This is a genomic window from Acholeplasma laidlawii, assembly GCF_015709225.1.
GTDB classification, from domain to species: domain Bacteria; phylum Bacillota_I; class Bacilli_A; order Acholeplasmatales; family Acholeplasmataceae; genus Acholeplasma; species Acholeplasma laidlawii_A.
In genome coordinates, this window is record NZ_JADNRS010000037.1 from 66,862 (window position 1) to 87,559 (window position 20,698).

22 protein-coding genes and 4 tRNA genes are annotated in these 20,698 nt (G+C 30.7%); 19 read left to right on the forward strand and 7 right to left on the reverse strand.

Going from position 1 to position 20,698, the window contains the following annotated elements:
- The first annotated feature begins 8 nt into the window (after nt 1-8).
- The 3 genes from nrdF to IY230_RS03940 all read left to right on the forward strand — a co-directional run bounded on the left by nrdF (nt 9) and on the right by IY230_RS03940 (nt 1,881).
- Complete coding sequence (gene nrdF, locus IY230_RS03930) at nt 9-1,118, forward strand: class 1b ribonucleoside-diphosphate reductase subunit beta (protein ID WP_196370022.1); 1,110 nt, start codon at nt 9-11, stop codon at nt 1,116-1,118.
- Complete coding sequence (locus IY230_RS03935; RefSeq protein ID WP_012243214.1) at nt 1,118-1,378, forward strand: glutaredoxin family protein; 261 nt, start codon at nt 1,118-1,120, stop codon at nt 1,376-1,378. Before nrdF ends, IY230_RS03935 begins: the two co-directional genes overlap by 1 nt.
- Nucleotides 1,379-1,494: 116 nt before the next feature.
- On the forward strand, nt 1,495-1,881 hold the full coding sequence (locus IY230_RS03940; RefSeq protein ID WP_196370023.1) for an iron chaperone: 387 nt from the start codon (nt 1,495-1,497) through the stop codon (nt 1,879-1,881).
- A 37-nt stretch (nt 1,882-1,918) separates the two neighbouring features.
- Here the strand turns inward: IY230_RS03940 and IY230_RS03945 are convergent, their stop codons facing one another.
- The 7 genes from IY230_RS03945 to IY230_RS03975 form a co-directional block, all read right to left on the reverse strand.
- Nucleotides 1,919-3,058: an ABC transporter substrate-binding protein gene (locus tag IY230_RS03945; RefSeq protein ID WP_196370024.1), complete on the reverse strand. Its 1,140-nt coding sequence runs from the start codon at nt 3,056-3,058 to the stop codon at nt 1,919-1,921.
- Complete coding sequence (locus IY230_RS03950) at nt 3,055-3,918, reverse strand: ABC transporter permease (RefSeq protein WP_196370025.1); 864 nt, start codon at nt 3,916-3,918, stop codon at nt 3,055-3,057. Before IY230_RS03950 ends, IY230_RS03945 begins: the two co-directional genes overlap by 4 nt.
- Entirely contained in the window at nt 3,915-4,754 is an 840-nt protein-coding gene (locus tag IY230_RS03955) for an ABC transporter permease (protein ID WP_196370026.1), read from the reverse strand. Before IY230_RS03955 ends, IY230_RS03950 begins: the two co-directional genes overlap by 4 nt.
- Nucleotides 4,738-5,859 carry an ABC transporter ATP-binding protein gene (locus IY230_RS03960; protein ID WP_196370027.1) on the reverse strand — a complete coding sequence of 374 codons (1,122 nt, stop codon included), beginning with the start codon at nt 5,857-5,859 and terminating at the stop codon, nt 4,738-4,740. Before IY230_RS03960 ends, IY230_RS03955 begins: the two co-directional genes overlap by 17 nt.
- Before the next feature lie 171 nt (nt 5,860-6,030).
- Entirely contained in the window at nt 6,031-7,974 is a 1,944-nt protein-coding gene (locus IY230_RS03965; RefSeq protein ID WP_196370028.1) for a glycoside hydrolase family 18 protein, read from the reverse strand.
- Nucleotides 7,975-8,166: 192 nt separating this feature from the next.
- Nucleotides 8,167-8,241, reverse strand: a tRNA-Trp gene (locus IY230_RS03970).
- 447 nt (nt 8,242-8,688) lie between these two features.
- Nucleotides 8,689-9,741 (reverse strand): hypothetical protein, encoded by a 1,053-nt coding sequence (locus IY230_RS03975; RefSeq protein WP_196370029.1) that lies wholly within the window; start codon nt 9,739-9,741, stop codon nt 8,689-8,691.
- Between the two features lie 130 nt (nt 9,742-9,871).
- On the opposite strand from IY230_RS03975, the gene IY230_RS03980 reads away from it, so the two are divergent.
- The 16 genes from IY230_RS03980 to IY230_RS04055 form a co-directional block, all read left to right on the forward strand.
- Nucleotides 9,872-9,947 (forward strand) — tRNA-His (locus tag IY230_RS03980).
- A 23-nt stretch (nt 9,948-9,970) separates the two neighbouring features.
- A tRNA-Gln gene (locus IY230_RS03985) sits at nt 9,971-10,045 on the forward strand.
- A 27-nt stretch (nt 10,046-10,072) separates the two neighbouring features.
- Nucleotides 10,073-10,157, forward strand: a tRNA-Leu gene (locus IY230_RS03990).
- A gap of 405 nt (nt 10,158-10,562) precedes the next feature.
- On the forward strand, nt 10,563-10,721 hold the full coding sequence (locus IY230_RS06780; protein WP_196370044.1) for a helix-turn-helix domain-containing protein: 159 nt from the start codon (nt 10,563-10,565) through the stop codon (nt 10,719-10,721).
- Between the two features lie 113 nt (nt 10,722-10,834).
- Nucleotides 10,835-11,266: a Lin1244/Lin1753 domain-containing protein gene (locus IY230_RS04000; protein ID WP_196370030.1), complete on the forward strand. Its 432-nt coding sequence runs from the start codon at nt 10,835-10,837 to the stop codon at nt 11,264-11,266.
- 234 nt (nt 11,267-11,500) lie between these two features.
- The gene (locus IY230_RS04005) at nt 11,501-11,728 is read left to right on the forward strand and encodes a hypothetical protein (protein WP_196370031.1); all 228 of its coding nucleotides are present in this window, start codon (nt 11,501-11,503) and stop codon (nt 11,726-11,728) included.
- Entirely contained in the window at nt 11,688-12,113 is a 426-nt protein-coding gene (locus IY230_RS04010; RefSeq protein ID WP_196370032.1) for a hypothetical protein, read from the forward strand. Before IY230_RS04005 ends, IY230_RS04010 begins: the two co-directional genes overlap by 41 nt.
- Before the next feature lie 122 nt (nt 12,114-12,235).
- The gene (locus tag IY230_RS04015) at nt 12,236-12,919 is read left to right on the forward strand and encodes a DNA-methyltransferase (RefSeq protein ID WP_196370033.1); all 684 of its coding nucleotides are present in this window, start codon (nt 12,236-12,238) and stop codon (nt 12,917-12,919) included.
- Nucleotides 12,916-13,788 carry a DNA adenine methylase gene (locus IY230_RS04020; RefSeq protein WP_196370034.1) on the forward strand — a complete coding sequence of 291 codons (873 nt, stop codon included), beginning with the start codon at nt 12,916-12,918 and terminating at the stop codon, nt 13,786-13,788. The genes IY230_RS04015 and IY230_RS04020 overlap by 4 nt, the downstream gene beginning before the upstream one ends.
- A gap of 15 nt (nt 13,789-13,803) precedes the next feature.
- A complete protein-coding gene (locus IY230_RS04025) occupies nt 13,804-15,498 on the forward strand; it encodes an AlwI family type II restriction endonuclease (RefSeq protein ID WP_196370035.1) in 1,695 nt (564 codons plus the stop codon).
- A gap of 83 nt (nt 15,499-15,581) precedes the next feature.
- Nucleotides 15,582-15,866, forward strand: a complete 285-nt coding sequence (locus IY230_RS04030; RefSeq protein WP_196370036.1) for a hypothetical protein — start codon at nt 15,582-15,584, stop codon at nt 15,864-15,866.
- A 515-nt stretch (nt 15,867-16,381) separates the two neighbouring features.
- Entirely contained in the window at nt 16,382-16,642 is a 261-nt protein-coding gene (locus tag IY230_RS04035; protein WP_196370037.1) for a hypothetical protein, read from the forward strand.
- A 159-nt stretch (nt 16,643-16,801) separates the two neighbouring features.
- Complete coding sequence (locus tag IY230_RS04040; RefSeq protein ID WP_196370038.1) at nt 16,802-17,290, forward strand: DDE-type integrase/transposase/recombinase; 489 nt, start codon at nt 16,802-16,804, stop codon at nt 17,288-17,290.
- Complete coding sequence (locus tag IY230_RS04045; protein ID WP_196370039.1) at nt 17,291-17,482, forward strand: IS3 family transposase; 192 nt, start codon at nt 17,291-17,293, stop codon at nt 17,480-17,482.
- A 141-nt stretch (nt 17,483-17,623) separates the two neighbouring features.
- Nucleotides 17,624-18,124, forward strand: a complete 501-nt coding sequence (locus tag IY230_RS04050; RefSeq protein ID WP_196370040.1) for a hypothetical protein — start codon at nt 17,624-17,626, stop codon at nt 18,122-18,124.
- A gap of 282 nt (nt 18,125-18,406) precedes the next feature.
- Nucleotides 18,407-20,698: UvrD-helicase domain-containing protein (locus tag IY230_RS04055; protein ID WP_196370041.1), on the forward strand; the 2,292-nt coding region annotated here is incomplete at its 3' end.

Below are 20,698 nucleotides of genomic sequence, written 5' to 3' on the forward strand. Positions count from 1 at the left end.
GGGATAAAATGGATAAAAAAGCAACTAAAACTTCAAAAATTAAACTAAAGCCAATTAAGCGTGTACAATACGAAGGTGCTAATTGGAATGAACCAGAAGATGATTATACACAACACTTCTACGAACAAAACCTTTCACAGTTTTGGCGTCCTGAAGACGTTTCCCTACAACCAGACTTAAATGTTTGGAGTGTGTTACCAGAAAACATTCAAGATGCATATGCTAAAAACCTATTAGTGCTAACATTCTTAGATACACATCAAGGTGATATTGGTATGCCGGTGGTTTCTAGATCCTTAGATGATCACTTCCATCAAAGAAAAGCAGTCTTAAACTTTATGGGTGCAATGGAAAATGCAGTGCACGCTAAGAGTTACTCAAATATCTTTATGACGTATATGTCTAACCAAAAAATAGATGAATTATTCCTTTGGGGTGAAAAGCATACCAATCTTCAAAACATTATGAGTCTTATTGTAGGTTATTATAAAGAGTTAGATCGTTATAACTATCTAAAACAATTTGAATCAAGTGATCCTGGATACAGTGAAACAGATTTTAACATCGCTCAGTATAAAGCGATGGTAGCATCTGTTTACTTAGAAACTTGGTTATTCTATTCAGGGTTTTATTATCCATTATTCTTTTATGGACAAGGTAAACTCATGCAAGCAGGAGAAATCATTAACCTTATTTTAAGAGATGAATCTATTCATGGGTTATATGTAGGGCGCCTTGCTCAAGAAGTATTTGAAACATTTTCAAATGAACTACAAGAAGAACTTACCCAATGGGTACATGATTTCTTATTAGAGTTATATCATGAGCAAAATGAACTCGTAGAATCAATTTACGATGCTGTAGAACTATCTCATGATGTGAAGATATTTGTTAGATATAACGCAAATAAAGCACTGATGAACTTAGGTTTTGATCCATACTTTGAACCCGAAGATGTCAATCCTGTTGTCTTAAACGGTTTAAATACTGAAACAAAGACAATGGATAACTTCTCAATGAAGGGGAATGGTTATCAAAAGATGAAAAGTGAAATGTTAAAAGATTCAGACTTTGTATTTGATAAAGAAAAAATTATTACTTTTGGGGGAAAGAAATAATGAGTGTTTACTTATTAACAAAAAATGATTGTACACAATGTGCACAATTAAAGATGTTTCTAAAGTTTGGTTTAAACAACAAATATGAACCGGATATCACAATTGTGAACAAAGAAGACAACCAGGAAATGTTTGATAGACTGACAGCTGAGTATGGTATTCTTACACTACCTGCAATGATAGCAAATGGTGAGGCTCTAACCAGAACTCAACCATCACCTGTACTGACATTCTTAGAAAAACACGTAGGTAAAAAATAATAAGAGTAAGTTTGGGAAATCCAAACTTACTTTTATATTTAAGGTTAATTTCTTGCATAATTTTTGACATATACGTATAATATGAATAAATTTTATTTATGTTAGGGGTTTTAAAGATGCATGTATTTGAAGAATATTTAAAATCAATGAAAGATGAATCAAACCGAACCATCATGAGAAATCTACTAGACTGGGTAATTGCTACATTCCCAATGCTAGATACAAAAATAGCATGGAATCAACCACACTTTGTTCATGAGGGTACATATATTATTGCTTTTACACATGCTAAAGCGCATCTGTCAGTAGCCCCTGAATATAAAGCAATTGATGAGTTTAAAAAAGAAATTAGAGATAGAAAGTATTTATCCACAAACTTTATTTTTAAAATCAAATGGAATCAAGCAATTGATCTGGATTTAATCAAGAAAATTATTGAATATAATATGAAAGATAAAGCCGGATATAAAACTTATTGGAGAAAATCGAATCTTACCAAGTAAACAAAAATCCCAGTCACTAGAAATGACTGGGATTTTGTTATTTTGTTTTAACGTCGTTAAACATTAAGAGTAGTTGAGCCATAATGGTTTGATTAAAACTTGCATAAGGAATACCTTTGAAGTTTTCTGTATTTGGGTAGTAATCACTATATGCTCTAGACCAATTGGTTAACCAAACATCATCTCCTGTATAGTTTGCAATACGATCATATACATTTGCAAGTGGTGTAGAGTATCCTACAACACTTGCATTTTCATAGGCGTTGTCAGGATTTAAGAAGAAGTTAATGAACTCATGAGCTAAATCTACGTGTCTTGATTTTTTAGGAATAACAAATGAATCTACAAAGGCCATCGTTTGGTCAGGTATGTAAATATCATAAGTTTTATTATCATAATCTAGACCTTCATCTAAATCGACATAAAGCATATCTAAAAAGTCTCCTGTCCAAACAAATGCTAAGTCTAAGTTGTTTGCTTGAATATCTTTTTTCAAAGCATCATCAGCAAATACTGTAAATTTTGCACCTGTTAATGCTTCTTTTGATAGTTGTAGGTGTGTTTTAGTAAAACCTTCTGGTGTTGTATCTGGTAGGGCATTGGGATCTAGTCCTAAATAAAGAAGACTGGATGCATAAGCATATTGTGCAACATCATACATACCAACACGATTTGTAGGTCTTAAATTTGGCTCAAAGTATGCACTCCAACCATGTGTTTCTAAAGCTTCTTTTAAGCCGGATACTCGGTTGTTGTACATAAGACCAAATGTACCCCAAAAGTATGGTACAAAATAATTTTCACTACCTATAGACATGGTAGCCATTAGACTTTGTAGACCATGCATATAAGGGTTATTTACTGGATCATAGTTAGAGAGTTTACCAAATTGGATTTGTTGAATCAAATCTTCTTTGATTAATTTTTCTACCATGTAATCTCCTGGTAGTACTAAGTCATATGCTGTTGTACCTGATTTGATTTTAGAATAGAATAGTTCGTTACTATCTGCAATAGAGATAGATACTTCAACACCATATGTCTCTTCAAATAATAAGACAAGATCATCGTTGATATATTCACCCCAATTAAGGATTAATAATTTATTGTTCATCGTACAACCATTTAGGATAAAAATGGTAAGTACTGATGCAAGTAGTATATATAACTTTTTCATTTTATTTTACCTTTTTTATCTTTTTTAATAAACACTTGATAGAGTGTCAGACTTAATAAAGTCATTAATGTAAGCAATGTAGAAAAGGCATAAACTGAAGGTGTAAGACTCTTACGTCCGATACTACCGTAAATCCAAATAGATAGGTTATCAAAGCCATTACCAGTTGTATAGTAACTAATAACAAAGTCATCAATACTCATAGTCAGAGCAAGCAACATACCTGAAAATATTCCGGCACTAATTGCTGGTACGATCACCTTAATTAATGCTTTATAAGGTTTAACACCTAAATCTAGTGCTGCATCCATAAGATTATTATCCATTTCCTTTAGTTTTGGTAAGATACTTAAAACTACATAAGGAATCGTGAAGAATAAATGTGCCATGATAAGTGTTACTGGACCAAAGATATAAGGGAATAACGGTAATAATAGTGAGAAGATAAGCATCAGTGATATACCAGTAACGATATCCGCATTTAGTATTGGAATATTATTTAGTAACATCACACGTTGGCGAATCTTTTTAGGTAGTGCATAAATCCCTACTGCCATAAAGGTTGCAATAATTGTTGCAAGCAGTGTGGATATCACACTGGTTAATAAGGTGTTAATAATTGCGTTCTTTAAACTTCTTACATCAAACATATTTGTGTACCAGTCTAATGTGAAGTGACCAAATTCATTGATGTTTGGGCTACTGTTTACAGATTGAAGTAGTAACATTAAAATGGGTATATATAAAGATGCAACAATCACTACAACAAATACTTTTCTTAAGATTGAGAAAAACTTTTTAGTTTTCTTATAATCCTTGTATCCGTAGGATTCAAGGGTAGCTTTTGGATAGTGCGTCATAATAGCATCTCTCCTTCCTTATCTACTTTAGATACCACAAAGATACCTAAGAAGATAATTACTAATACCATCATAGATAATAAAGAGCCCAGATTATAATCCATATATCTAAAGGATTGTTCTATAATGTTACCAATTAATAGAATATTACCAGAACCTAATATTTCAGGAATAGCAAAGCCACTCATTGCAGGTAAGAATACTAGAATAGAACCAGTAGCAACACCTTTTAATGAAAGTGGAAGTACCACTTTCATAAACTTTTGAAGATCTGTTAGACCAAGGTCTAGTGCTGCTTCTTCTAAACTATAATCAATTTTTTCTAAAGCTGTGTAAATGGGTAAGATCATAAACGGTAGATAGGTTAATACTAAACCAATTACAACAGCTAATCCACTACCTTTAATGACCGGAAAACTAACCTCTGTATTTAGTATTTTGGATAAGATATCTGTAATTAGATTATTTTCATTCATTAAGTTACCAAGAGATTCTGTTCTAAGTAGAAGGTTAGACCACATGGGTAAGATAAAGATTGCAAGTACTAAGAACTTGTTTTTAAACTTAGATCTAAATACGGTATAAGCTACCATATAACCTAAAAGTAGTGCAATAACAGTTGTAAGTACTGCATAATATATGGAATTAAAAAATGCAGTTGTAATAGATCTTTCAAAGAATGCTTGGTAAAATGTTGAATTAAATGTGATACCATCTAAACTTAAACCTTGGGTCGTTGTAATAGATAAAAATAGCATCACAACAATCGGGATAAGTGCTAATATAAATAACCATACAATATATGGTGTGGATAGGCGACTAAATGGTTTCTTCATCATTTGATACCGGCATTAAGTGGATTTCATAAGGATCTATTTTTAATCCAATGGTATCACCTGCTTGATATGTCTCGTAGGTGTTTACCATTAACTTATAATCTCCTACCATAACGTCTAATTCATTATGAACACCTTTAAAGATGGAAGATACAACAGTACCTGTAAGTTTAGCTTGATCTAAACTTACAACGTCAAAGTCTTCAGGTCTAATGACGACATCAACTTTTTCGTTATCTTTAAATGGATAAGGTCCACACTCAAAATCTACACCTAAGAATGTAACGACTTTATTTGATTTATATACACCATCAATGATGTTTGATTCACCAATAAAAGTAGCTACATAGCGGTTTACTGGCTCATTATAAATTTGTTTAGGGGTGTCAAGTTGTTGGATGACGCCATCTTTCATAACAACAATTCTATCACTCATAGTCATTGCTTCTTCTTGGTCATGGGTTACAAAGATAAAGGTAATTCCTAATTTTCTTTGCATCTCTTTAAGTTCATATTGCATGTTTTGACGTAGTTTTAAGTCAAGTGCTGCAAGTGGTTCATCAAGTAGAAGTATTTGAGGTTTGTTGACAAGTGCTCTAGCAAGTGCAACACGTTGTTGTTGTCCACCACTCATCTGAGTGATTTTTCTATTTTCAAAGCCGCCTAACTTAACTAAAGTTAGAGCTTCTTTGACTGCTTTTTCGATGCCTGTTTGAATCAAGTTTGATTGTTCTTTTTTTGACAAGGATGAATCGATGTTAAAGAACTTCAACAAATATTTTGTGTTCCTATTTTTTAATCCAAAAGCAACGTTATCAAACACATTTAAATGTGGAAACAATGCATATTTTTGGAATACAGTATTTATTGGTCTGGCATAAGGTGGTAAATCATTAAATATATTACCGTTTATTATTATATGCCCCTTATCAGGTTTTTCAAATCCGCCAATCATACGAAGTGTTGTTGTTTTACCACAGCCAGATGGGCCAAGTAGTGTAACAAACTCATTTTCATATATTTTAAGACTTAAGTCATTAACGATGAGATCGTCTTCAAATTTCTTTTCAACGTGTGATAACTCTATGAGCACGTTATGATTCAAATCAGGAGTCCTCCATTTTTATATTTTTAATATTTGATTCGATTAATTATTATATATCTTTTTTTAGAAATGTATACACATATAATTCATTTTTTACGATAATAATTTTTTGTGTAAAAATGACGTAAGAAAATCCCTTTTCTAACGAGTAGAAAAGGGATGAGAAAATGTCTATTTATTTAGGCTGGTGCGCATTTGTTGAAGAAGTGTTCCAGAGGTATCTGCACCATATTCCCAGAACATTAATCCACCTAAACCATTTTCAATCACATACTCTGATTTGAGTCTGATTGAACGTTCATTATCATAGCTAATAAAGATGGTGCCATCTTTTTTAACTAGGTAAGGTACACCGGCTTCATTATCAAAGAAATATAAGTAATCTGGATTGTTTAAATAGCTTGACTGAATTTCAGGGAAGAAGACACTCGGGGATGTTGCAGCCCAATTTGACCAAGTATTTGTTGATGTATTAAAAGTTCTTTGTTGACGTACACCGTAAAAGGCTAAGCCAAAGATTAATTTAGAGTTTGGTACACCATAGTTATTAAATATTGGTACGGATTCTGAAATTGTTGCAGTTGCAGGTGTACGACCTGAATTAAATTCAGTGTTGTGTACACCGGTTCTTGGGTGAAGTGCATTTTGATAACTGCCACCTGAGCTAGACATAGAATAAGTCATGACGTTAATAAAGTCTAGATACTGATTAGAGACAGTTAAGTTATACATTGGTGGTTGCCAGCGACCACCAGTAATTGCAGTAGTCACTAAGTGATTTGGGTTATTGGCTTTAACCTTTTCATAAATCACTTTCATCATGTTAGAGTATCTTACTTCTTCACCAGATCTTGGTGTTTCCCAGTCAATATCTACACCATCAAAACCATAGGTATTGATGATGTCTACAATGTTATTAGCAAAGTTTTCTATTTTTGTAGCACTCATAGCTATTTCAGACCATCTAGATTCTGGTGCTACAGAAAAGACAACCCAGTTGTTATAAATTTTTGATTTAGGTAGTATATAAGTTTCAATATCACTTAATTGAGAAGTGCCAGAGAAGTTACCATTTGCATCTGCTGTTATAAATGCTGTATTAATGATATCAAGTGTTTGGAAGAAACGCTCATCTACAAGTGCGTAGTTTCTCCAAATATAGCTAGATGCTATTGGAAGTGTTAAAGGTTTCTTGTTAGGTACTGTGACATTAAAGGTACGAATGACTGTTGTATTGTCTAAAGATGTAATGTGTGCAGTTAATGTGACAGTAGTAGGTTCATAGGCTGCATGGAATTTACCGGTAGTGCTAATCACTAAGGGATGTGAAGTTTCCCAAGTTAAAGTATAACCACTATATGTAACTGGTAGTGCTAAACTATCAGTTACATGATCTGGAATTAGAGTATCTAGTATGACATCTATGGATTCAAGGGAATAACTTTCCCAATGTGCAGTAAGTGTTGTCATGGTATCACCTGACTTTAATTTAATATCTTTAGCTTTTGTAATAAGTTTATCTTCGACATACCAACCTTTAAAATCAAAATCAGGTCTTACAGGGGTTGGTAGTTCATTAATCTCATTAGATAGTAATTTAAAACTACTAGCATCCGGATTTTTAGGATATACTTTAAACTCAACGCTTTCTTGAGTTACTGTAATATCTTTATTAAAGATGAGTGGAGTTCCCACACCATCTGTAAATAGATTTATAAATACTGGGTCAGATTCGATAACGGTATTATGATAATGCACTCCGATGATGTAGTCATAATCTGGTAAATCTAGGCGATCAACAGAAGCAGTATAAGGGTCGCTATAAACAACTATATAGGTTTCTAAATCAGCATTATATTGTATAAATATTTTATAATGCCATCTTAAACCTATATCAGTAGGAGAATACAGAGTAAAGTTTGTATTATCCCCTAAATAGTTATCAAAATCCCTGATTGTGATAGTTGCATCCGGACGTGTGGTAGCAAGTTCGTCTTTATGCCAAAACCCACCATTTACGTCAAATAAGACGTCAAATGCTTGGGACATAGGTATACAAGCGACCAAATATATAGAAATTAAAGTTGTAAGTAATAATAAGGTTATTTTCTTCATGAAATCATCATCCTTTTTTAATGGTGTATACGTTTTCATTGTTATTTTACAACATCTATAGAATATATGATTAAATATGAAAGTTTTATTCAAATTATATAATTAATTACACTTTTATAATTTTAAGAAATAGTAGAAATAAAAAAGTTCCTAATTCTATATAAGAATTAGAAACTTATTTTAATTACTAGATGGCGAGGGCAGCAGGATTCGAACCCACACTAAAGGTTTTGGAGACCTGTGTGCTACCGTTGACACCATGCCCCCGTTCACGCCTTATTAGTATAGCATAACAAAATTAAGTTTTCAATTGAAAATGAACAAATCATATCATTGAAAACTTAATTTTCTTAAATTATGTGGTTTTAGGCTCTTATTAAGCGCTTATAGGTGTAGAAATTAGATTATTTTTGACTTTAAATAGTGATATAAGGTTGATTATAGTAAGTAAGATAATAAATACGATCCCTAATTGAATACTTTCTATAAAGGATACTGTAAATATAGCCCATATAGTTACTTCAGTGATTGAGATAATACGGCGTATCTTATAAAGTTTTTGATGATTTGTAAAAAAGATAAAGACAGATAGTAGAGTAAATGCAATTAGAGCAAACAAACCTAAATACACTAAGAAGTTACCGTAGTCACCAGGTCCGTTTTTAAGTAAGTCATAACTGGTGATACCCAGTGTAAAAACAAAAAAAAGAGCGATTATTTATCGCTCTTAGGTTCAACGTCACTAAATAGTTGAGGTTGTGGTTTTCTTGTTTTGCCTTTTGGCTCATCATCGACCTTATTTTTTCTAATGGCCTTCATAACATATTTATGAACAAACCAGAAGTAAGGTACTACAACAAATAATAAGAAGTAGATTGAATATACGATCCAGTAAGCAAAGTTATATGGTGATAAGTCTGCTGGGTGATAATCAAGCACTAAGTTGTGTGGGTTATTATCAGCTGTTGGTTCTACACCATTCATTCCTCTTGAGAAGTTATAGTTTTCAGGTGCTAGGTTAAGGTTCGTATGAGTTACCATTGGTGTACCAGAAGCAAAGGTAGTACCATCAGTAATTCTGTAGACATGTACACGTTCTGGAGTATCTGGGTTTTCAGGGTCAATGATTGTTGCAAACACATCGATTGCTTGAATGTGGTATTCAAAGTTATATCCTTCTGGGAAGGTATAATCTTTGTTTGTTTCTAAGATGTGATTTGCAAAACTATTATTAGCAATTAGAGCTACTCTAAATGATGCTCTATTTGCGTTTGATTCTCTTATATCAGAATAGATATTTAAATAATTTTTATCTTTTAAAACAATTTGTTTTTTCTCAGGGTCTTGTGCATAGTATGCAGTAACTTCTAAACTATAATAAGCAACATCATCTGAAAAATCTTCAAGTAAAACAAAGAAGCCATCACTGTATAAATCAAATTGTGGGTTTTTGTGGACTACTGCATGTGGGTACATACCAAGTTTTACTTGATATTTTTCATCAATTGATTCTGTAGTCGTATCATAGAAGTTTTGACCATCTAATGTTTTAATTTGATCTTTTGAGTAGTAAGTGTTTGAAACAGCGTTTAAGTGGCCTAAACCCTCAAACATATCGTAATTTTCATTATCTATAGCGTTTTTTGTTACGTTATTGTAGATATACTCTGATACACGGATACCTTGTACACCGCCACCGATTAGTTCAATAAAGCCAATTACGATTAAAACAAATAAAATATATAGTATTCTTCCAATCCATTTCATCTTGCAATTACTTCCTTTCTTTTATATAATATCAAATATATCTTGTAAAGGATATAAAAAACTTATTTTTCCGAAATTTTAACTTTACAAAATAAAATAAGTTGGTATAATAATACTTGCGCAAAGTATGGCGGTTGTGGCGAAGTGGTTAACGCATCGGCTTGTGGCGCCGACACTCGGGGGTTCAATTCCCCTCGGCCGCCCCATAATTGCGAATTAAATAAAATGTAGGCCCATAGCCAAGCGGTAAGGCAACGGACTTTGACTCCGTCACTCGTAGGTTCAAATCCTGCTGGGCCTGCCATTTTTATAAAGAAAGTCCACTATCCATGCGGGTGTGGCGAAATTGGCAGACGCACTAGACTTAGGATCTAGCGCTTTACGGCATGCAGGTTCAAGTCCTGTCACCCGCACCACATAACACTAAATGGTTTGATACGATTGTATCAGACTTTTTTTATTAATTAGGAAGTTCTATGTTTGATATATCCTTGAAAATTCCTACCCAAAATAACCCTTCCTCGAGGGTTCAATATATATAGTTGCTATTTGAAAATTGATTTAAATCGATTGTAATTCTCTATAACATTTAAACTATCATTATCACATACAGGACATCTAAACCAACCATCTTTATCGTCATCATAATTGTTGATGTACCAAACAGAATCTTGTAAGACTTCATAATCACAGATAATACATTTTAAATGCGCTTTACCGTTACCGTAGCGCTGGATGAACTGATACAAAAACCTGTACTTAGTGTAAACTAATATATATATATGAAGGAGGCATCATATGAAGGATAAAAAGAAAAAGAACTGTTTACAGTAAGTGAGCTAATAGAAATATTAAAAGTAAATAGAGCAACAGTATTAAGATATATTAAGCCAGGAAAGCTAAAAGGCTACTTAATGGGTAATGCTTATAGAATTCCAAGGAAAAACTTAATAGACTTTTTAGAAAAAGGAAGTAACTAACACCCGATAATGCCTGTGAACGGGTATTTAATGAGTATGAAGCATACACTAATATAATACGAAATAGTAGTGATTAGTATATGTTTTAATACTAGGGTAGAAAGAAGTGACTAATGGCAAGGCCAATGAAACGAGGTCTTGATTACTTTCCACTCGATGTGGATATTTTTAATGATGCCAAAATTGAGGAGCTAAACTTTAAGTATTCATTTTTAGGTGAGATCGTATATTTAAGATTACTTACAATGATTTATAGAAATGGTTATTATTTAGAAGTATCCGTTCCAATAGCTGCAAAGCAACTTATAAGAGCAATGGGTCCCTCGCTTTTAGGATTAGAAAAGAAAATAGAGGAGATTATTCTTTATTTAGGTGATTTAGATCTATTAGATAGAGACCTATTATTTAAGGGTGTTTTAACATCTAGAAACATTCAAAGACAGTTTATTTTATCTATTAAAAGAAGAAAAAGAATCAATATAAAAAAGCACTGGCTAATATCAAAAGATGAATTAGAAGAGTTAAATTTCTATGTTAATGATTAATACATACATGGTGAGGACAATAACACAGTTAATGATAGCAACAACAAAGTTAATGTTACCAATAATGAAGTTAATGCAAGTAGTAATGGTGATACTGTTAACATTAAGTACACAAAGGAAAGTAAAGAAGAGTAATGATAAAAAGATAAAAGAACTTTTCAAGTTCCAATTGCAAACTTCTTAACTAATAATTTAATTAAAAATAAGTATATAGAAGATGATCCATTTGAAATAATGAGATTTAATGGTTTATTTAATGAAACTGTTAAAGATTATGGATTTGATGATGTATTATCTGTAACAGATTATTTAATAAAATATTCTAAAAGGGAAGGAGTTATTATAGAAAATAAATTTTCTTTTTTTAAAGAGTCATTATATAAGAACTTAGAGATGTTAATTAAAAGAGGTGAGTATAAAAATGAAAGAATGGAAGAGTTCTTTAAACGCAAACTTCTATAGATGGATTAAAAGTGTTAGAAATGCTGATGATAAGATAAATGAATTTGAAGAAAGATTAGATTATTACAATTCAAAATTAATAGGTTATAAAAGCCCTTCATTTGATGAGCATATAAAAGGTGGTAATACTTATAGTGATAAATGGTTGTTACATTGGATTTTTAAGATAAGTGATACAGAAGATGAAATAAAGTCTTTGAAACAGTTAAAACTTGATTATAAGAGATTTAGGAAAGAAATAACAGATATTCAAAGAGAAGTATTAGATGATTATTATTTTAATAGAAAAACAAAGCTTGAAATATCTAGAAGTTATTGGTATAAATTGTTAAATGATATAAGTGTAGATTTTAACTTAAATGTATTAACATACTCTGAAAATTAATACAAAAGTATGGTATACTTATACTTAGACTAAAAATTAGAAATTGTTTTGTAAAATTAAACATTTAAATATAAATATTTAATTCTAAAATAATGTATTTGTAAAACATAAAGGATGATTTGATGGAAATATTGCTGGAAAACAAAGATTATAAAGAGTTAGTAAGTGAAATGATTGAAAAGAAAATTAAAGTAGATCTCATTCTAACTGATCCTCCATATGGTGTTAGTAGAAACCACCAATTAGGATTTTCAAACATGGGTAGGTCAGGTATGGATTATGGTGAGTGGGACTATGGTTTTGATCAAAGGGAATGGATAAGAGAATGCACGCCAGTCATAAAAGAAGGTGGTTCAATTATCATTTTTAATGATTGGAAAAACATGACAGATATAGTTGATGAACTGGAACAAAATGGTTTTGTTATAAAAGATTTAATTCGATGGGAAAAGACTAACCCAATGCCTAGAAATGTTAAAAGTAGATATGTAATGGATATTGAAGTAGCTGTATGGGCAGTTAAAGGAAAGAAAAGATGGACATTTAACAAACCAGAAGAAGTCCCTTATGTCAGACCCGTATTTACTTCTGGTTTAGTTTTAGGAAAAAAGAGAATACATCCAACACAAAAATCAAATAACGTGCTAGAAGAATTGATTAAAATACATACAAATCCTAATGATTTAGTGTTCGATCCATTTTTTGGGTCAGGAAGTACTGCAAAAGCATGCAAAAACTTAAACAGAAGATTTATTGGAAGTGAAATAGATGAAAAGTATTATAAAAAGGCTGTGAACAGTTTATGATTATAAGTCCGATTAGTTATCCTGGTAACAAATCAAAAGTACTAAATGAGCTCATACCAGAATTGAATACTAGTAGTTTAAATTTTATTGATGTTTTTGCTGGAAGTGGATTAGTAGCTATAAACACAAAATATAAAAATTTATATTGTAACGATTTATCAAAACCAGTAATTGATCTTTTAAAATATTTTTACTATACTCCAACAGAAGAAATATTAAAGAACACTGAAATGTTGATTTCTAAATATAAATTGACTTATTCACGAGTAAAACCAAAAGGTTACTACAAAATATACAAATATGAAGGACTATCCAATTATAATCGAGAAGGATTTTTAAGACTAAGAGAAAATTATAATAATAAACCATCTTCAGATAAGTTGTTTGTATTATTAATTTATAGTTTCAATCATTATATTAGGTTTAATAGTAAGGGAAAATTTAATGTTCCTGTAGGAAAAGTGGATTTCACAGAAACTACATATAAAAATACTATTGAGTTTAGTAATCATATTAAGACAAAAGAAGTTAACTTTAGTAATTTTGATTTCAGGGAGGAAGAATTATATAATATAGATGATTCAATATTTTATTTTGATCCACCATACCTAATTACTAATGCCCCGTATAATTCGCACTGGAATATTAATGATGAAAAAGAGCTACTAAATAAATTGGATGAATTAAATAAAGAAAACAAAAAGTTTGTACTTTCAAATGTTTTAAAATCAAACGGTAAGAATAATGATTTGCTTATTGAATGGTCACAGAAATATAATATCGTGCCTATACAAAGACAATATAGAAATGCAAACTATAGGCGTAAAAATAAAAGTGATGCAACAGAAGTTATAATAAAAAACTTTTAACGAGGAGGAGTTTTAATGGGTAGAAGTGGAGCTAGAAAAGGTTATAAAGTGTTTTCAATTAATACTACTATAAGAAATCCTAAACGTAATGTAGATTTTTTAAAAATATTTAAAAAGTATGATGGTTTGATAATGAATGATGAAATATCATATTTATATTTATTTGACTTAGTTAAAAATGGAATATATCAATTTATAAATATTCCCTTATCAGTAAAACATAAAATTGATAATGAACAAAAATTAACTTCTAGTGAAGTACTTGATGCAATTAAAGATAATCCTCAAGCAACAGGCCTACATGGAAGAGTAATGACGCAATTAAGATCTTTGAAAGATCAAGGGTTCTTAATTTTTGAACCAGCCGGGAAAAGATTAAATAAAATTAGTTTAACTAAACTAGGCAACGATTTAATATTAAATAAAGACGATGGGTCAACTGTTTTCACTAAGGCAATGATAGGTATGCAAGCAAATAGTCCACTGAGAAGCTCTCTTTATAATAAATCTGTACCATTTTTGAATACATTATTTGTGATAAATGAAGTAAATAGACTTTGGGAATTAAAAGGAAATGAAGGAAAAGGAATATTAAGACATGAGTTTGGTGCTTTTGTTTTATCTATGAAGGATTGTAATTACAAAAATGCCGCTGCTGAAATCATTAAATATCGTGAAAAATTTAGATATGAAGCAAATCAGCATTATATAGAACAATATTTAAAAAACAATGATATTTTGGAATTGGAATATAAATCAGTAACTGTAGACTATCCTGATGAAGTTTTTAGGAAATTTGAAATGACAGGCTTATTAGTCGATAGAGGAATGTTTAATTATAGATATATATCATTCTCAGACTATAATATTGAAAAAATAAAAATAATTCTTGAAAGGTATAAAGACTATAGGTTCATTGAGTTTGATAATCAAAAAGATTATTATCATCATTTAGAAAACATTGATATACCATGGGATAATGATGAACTTATTAGAAAGAAAGTTGTTGAATCTAAATCAAAAGCTCTAGGTTTAGCATTTGATGCTAAAATTGACCTTAGAAAACAAGAAGATTTGATTGATCAAATGTTTTATCGAAAAGCTTTGGATAATGCTATAAGTAAAATAGACTATGAACTCTTAAAAAATGAATTCAAAATAATTACTGGAAGGTCTACGTCTAAATCACAATTTGCAGATTTAGCTGAACCTTTAAGGCTAGAATATTTATTAGCATTGCTACTTGGAAAACTATATGGAACTAAACGTTTAGTGTCCAATATCATCTATGGAGAAGATGGCAGACCATTACATTATGCTCCAGCTGGAAAAAGTGATATTATCCTATATGACGAAGAAGGATCTTACATCTTTGAACCAACTATGCAAAGAAGTAGAACTCAATTGTTAAACAATGAAACTACAAATATTGTAAGACATGTAGATAATGAAAAGAAATCTAGTGGGCTTGACTTTAGAGTTAGTATGGTAGCTCCAGTTGTACATAGAGATGTTGCCGATTATTTTTTATATCAAGTAAATCAGAGAGATATCAAAATGCTACCGATGACTATTTCTAAAGCTACACAAGTTCTTTTAGAAAGTAAAAATATTAAAATGCTAAATATGAATTTTGATATGATTTTAGAAGATTTCAAAAAAAGTGATTTAACTAGCTTTGTAGATAGGATGAACGATGTCAGATTGTAAATCTTTAAGAAGCAAATATTAACTTTTAACAAAAAAATCACTTCACGAATGTTTGTAAAAGATTAAATGAAAAGAAACAAGTGATGCAAATACTACCTACAAGAAGCGACAATTATCTCTTTAACATTAATGCTCCATGGGAGGATTTAGGAAAATTTGAAATAATAGGAACAAATATTGTTTATTACATTGATGACGATATACTAGATAGATATCATAAAATTAATGGTGATGAAATAAATATTTATAAGATCACAAAAATACATGATTATGGTAGTGTTACAATGATAGATGAAATGTTTTTAATTAAAGTAAGTTATATAACAGCGTTTGATTTTGTTTATGAGATTGAGGATTTTGAATTATAACAACACCCGATAATACCTGTGAACGGTAACTTAAATATAACTAAATATTAGCAAAAGCCCTATGTTCTATATGTGAAATGGGGCTTTTTTGTTACTAGGTTGGTTTTGTTTTATTTTTAATAATATAATTGAATAAAGATTAAACAAAATTTTTGATACTAATTGACGTGATTAATTTTTGAGAATAAGCTGGTCATGTATTATTCATATATATATGTAGATTGCTTTTGTGTAAATGTCAATTTAAAAAAGAAGTTAAGAATGATATAAAAAGTTGAAGTTTTTAGTGTGTTGTATTTGTCATATTCAGAAGGTTATTATATTTTTGAAGATACAATAATTTGAACTGATACCAAAAACCTGTACTTTGATACAATATAAGTGTATGCAGGAGGGATCACATGAAAGATAAAAAGAAAACAAATAGACTATGGAGCTGAGAATTCAAATTAAAGGTCGTTTTAGACATCATTGAAAATGAGCTTTCATACAGTCAAGCAGCACGTAAATATGATATGTATTTATCATCAGGGAGTCTAAATGATACACTACCTGCTAGATGGGTATATCAGTATAGACTCTATGGTAAAGAACGATTCTTTCAAACTCCAAAAGATTACCGTAAGAATCCAGTTAGAAAGTTCCATAAACCATCTAAAGAGGTTGAAGAAAGTTTAGAACTCAAAGTTAAACACTTAGAGATGGAGCTTGAATATACAAAAAAACTTATCGCCTTAGTTCAAAAACAGGAACAAACAAACAAAAATACCAAGTAGTCAAAGAATTAAGGCGAAAATATGCATTAAAAGATCTACTTGAAATAGCTGGTTTTCCAAAATCTGTATATTACTACTATGAGCATCATAAATCAACAGATAAATATCATCGTATAAAAATCTTAATTTCAGATATTTTTGAATCAAGCAATAAAACATATGGTTATAGACGTATTAAACTCGCACCTTAAAAACTTCTATCAGGTCAAAATAGCCTATAAGACCGTTGTAAAGCTCATGAAAGAGCTACATATAGTTTGTAAAGTAAGAAAAAAGAGATATTGCTATATCTCTCAAATATCAAACAAAATTACACCAAATCTACTTAAGAGAGACTTTAAAAAAGATGAACCTAATATCGCATGGGTCACAGATGTATCAGAGTTTAGATTTAATCGTAAACGTTTATATCTATCTGTAATACAAGATCTTTACAATGGTGAAGTCAAAGCCTATCAAATCTCTAGAAGTCAAAACCAGGATTTGATTCTAAAAACTCTTAAGAAAGCAAACAACCCAAATGAAGACTTATCAAAGCTTCTCATACACTCTGATCAAGGTATTCTATATCAATCTCCTAAATATCGTAATTACCTTAAGAAATCATCATTTACTCAATCTATGAGTGCTAAAGGTAATGCCTATTAAATGTCAGTGGTTGAAAGCTTCTTCGGAACACTTAAGTGTGAAACCATCTATTTACAAAAGGTTAAATCATTGGCTGACTTAATTCAAACTATTGATGAATATATCTATTGGTATAATCACGAAAGAATTAAACTCACTCTAGGTGGTTATTTACCTATTCAATATAGGTTAATGAATCAACAAATGATATAATAACTACAAAGAACATAAAGTACAAGAAAATGGTATCAATTCAATAATTTAATAAAAAAATGTAGTATAGAATAAAATATTCCTTTGGAATGTGTGATGTCATGTAGTATAATCGCTATAACAAAGTAGGGAGTTTTTAAGATGAATCATGACAATCATAGTTTCAAAGAAAAGTTAATCATTTCAGCAACCAACTTCGCAAGAGAAGAAACAAATGTAGATCCAGGGCTATGGGTATTTATAAACAATGGAAATAACTTTAAATCAATTAACCATTCTGGTCTCTTTGAAAAGGATACCTTTGTCATTAGGTACAATCGTGATTGGATAAAGATTGCCAGTGAAGAACAAATCATTAAGACTGCATTTCATGAAACATTCCACGCAGTTCAACAACAAGCTCTTATTGGAATAAGACTAGGACTCAAGTCAGATATCTTTACTGAAGATGAATTAAACACCTTAGAACATGAATTTAAAGATGAAAACTATGATGATTCAATTGATACTTGGCATACCCACTTAAGCGAACAACAAGCAGAAACCTTTGCAGCATACTTATTTGAACGTTTTAAGCAAGATTTAGAAAAACACGAAGAACTAGTCACAAAATATTATAAAAAGTTTATAAACGAAGAATAGTACGATTAACGGCTTTACATTAATTAACGTCTTTGAATACATGATTACATATATGTAAAACTTCATCATTAGGCTATCATAAAAGGGTATTTTATGATACCATTTATTATGTCAATAATGTACGTTTATGAAGTCTTAAATAGGAAAATGATATGCTTTGGTGGGTATTAGATATATTTCTATGAGTAAATGCGAGTAAAACGAAAACACTTGAACAATGTCAAACTACTTGTCAGGATTTAAGTAATGCTGACAGTCAATTAAAGATTTAAAGGAGCAGAAATGGGAATGTTTTCTTCAATAAAAGAGTATTTTAGAAATAAGAAAATCAAAAAAGAACTATCTTCTTTTAAAAAGTTTTTATCTAAACTTGAAGAATCATTTTTGCATCTGCAGTTGATTCCTAACCCTACTGATAAAGTGTTAGCGTATCGTGAGAACATCAGCAAGAAAGAAGAATACTCTGCTTTTGCAATCAAGTATGATGAATTAACATCAAAAACAAAGATTCATAATGAAAGAGTTGATGAAATTAATCTAATCGTTGACTCATTTTCTTTTAGTAATAGTATTGCTCATTTTGATTTAATTGATCCTAAAGACTTTGATGAACTAATTGATATCACTAAAGAGATAACTAAATTCAAATCATACGAAAGTCGTCACAAGAGATTTATTCAAGAAGTAAATGAATTGAATGAAAACAGAGTTCAAATTGGCGAACAATTAGCCATTAAAAAAGAATGTTCCAAAACATATAATCATATCCTGTCGCAAGATTCCTATGTTGATAGGAAACAAGCATTGGAAATAAAGAGAATTTTAGAACAGGCAGAAAATAAATTAAAACAATACGTTAAATCGTATTTCGAAATTGAAGAGCTACGAATTTATAACGAACATATTGAGACCCATAACGAAAATTATATTGATAGTCATATAAATGATGAGTTATTTGAGGATGTTGGCGGAAGAACACTTGGAATAGACCAGAGGAAAGCTATACTCACTGATTCAATATCAAATCTAGTTATTGCGGGTGCAGGTTCAGGAAAAACACTAACTATTTGCGGTAAAGCAAAATGGCTTTTGGAAGACCAAAAAGTACCCAAAGAAGACATAGTTTTTCTTTCATATTCAAAAGCATCTGCTGATGATCTTGAACGCAAATTAAGTAAGATAGATGATAATCTGAATGTTTCAACGTTTCATAGTTTAGGATTGAAAATACTTGAAACCAAAGATAACAAAAAACAAAATGTTGAACCTAATTATGATGCTATCATTGAACGTTTCTTTAGTGAAGAAATGTTGTCATCCCAAAACATTGACATATTAAGAAAAGTGCTTGAATTCTATGGGAAATTCGCTTTTACTTTGGATGAGAAAAAGTACGAAACCAAAGGTGAGCATTTCGAAAAACTTAAAGAAGCTGATTTCCAGACATTGAAACAAATCTTAGTAAATTTATCGAACAACCAAGAAGAACGAGAAACAATCTTGAAAGAAAAGGTCAAGAGCTTTGAGGAAATGGCAATTGCCAATTTTTACTTTCTCAACGGTATTAAATATAGATACGAAAAGCCATTTCCAATTGATTCAGCAACTCCAGACTACCGACAATATAATCCAGATTTTACATTAATTGAATATGACATTTTCCATGAGCATTTTGGAGTGGACAGAAATGGTGAATGTACTCAATATTCAAAAGAAGAAGCGGATAGATATATTGAATCGATGACATGGAAAGAACAATTCCACAAACAACATAATACAAAATACTTAAAGACTTACTCTTATGAATTCAAGGAAGAAACAATATTTGAAAAACTCGAAGAAAATCTTAAATCATTCGGAGTTGAATTAAAACCGATATCTGCTGATGAAGTGAGAAATGCCCTTGGATCAGTATACAAAAATAGAAACTTCAAATCAGTTATCAAATTAGTCAAATCATTTATTAACTTATACAAGTCAAGATATTCGAATAATTCCCATTTTGAAATACTGAAATCTGAAGAATTTGCAAATCCTTATGAGAAACAAAGATCATTGCTTTTTCTAGATATATGTAAAGAAATATACGATTACTATAAAAGTCAATTAGATGGGAAGACTGACTTTGATGATATGATACTTGAAGCAATTAAGATTATTCCAACTAGCAGCCAATTCAAATACAAGTACATTATTGTAGATGAGTTCCAAGATATTTCTTACAGCCGAATGGAGTTATTAAGAACCTTGATTAGGCATGGAGATTCGAAGATATTTGCTGTTGGTGATGACTGGCAAAGTATCTATAGATTCGCAGGAAGTGATATTGGAATATTCATCAATTTTGATAATTATTTTGAGATGACTACAGAATGCAGATTAATAAGTAACTTTAGGAATTCAAAAGAATTGCATCAAATCATAGAGCCTTTTATTACTGCCAATCCGGAACAGAAGAAAAAGAATATTACCTGCAGTAATGAATTAACTAATCCGGTAAAAATCATCTACTATGAATCAAATAAAGCATCTGCGTTAAACGCTGCGTTAGTAGAAATTCAAAAAAAGAATCCA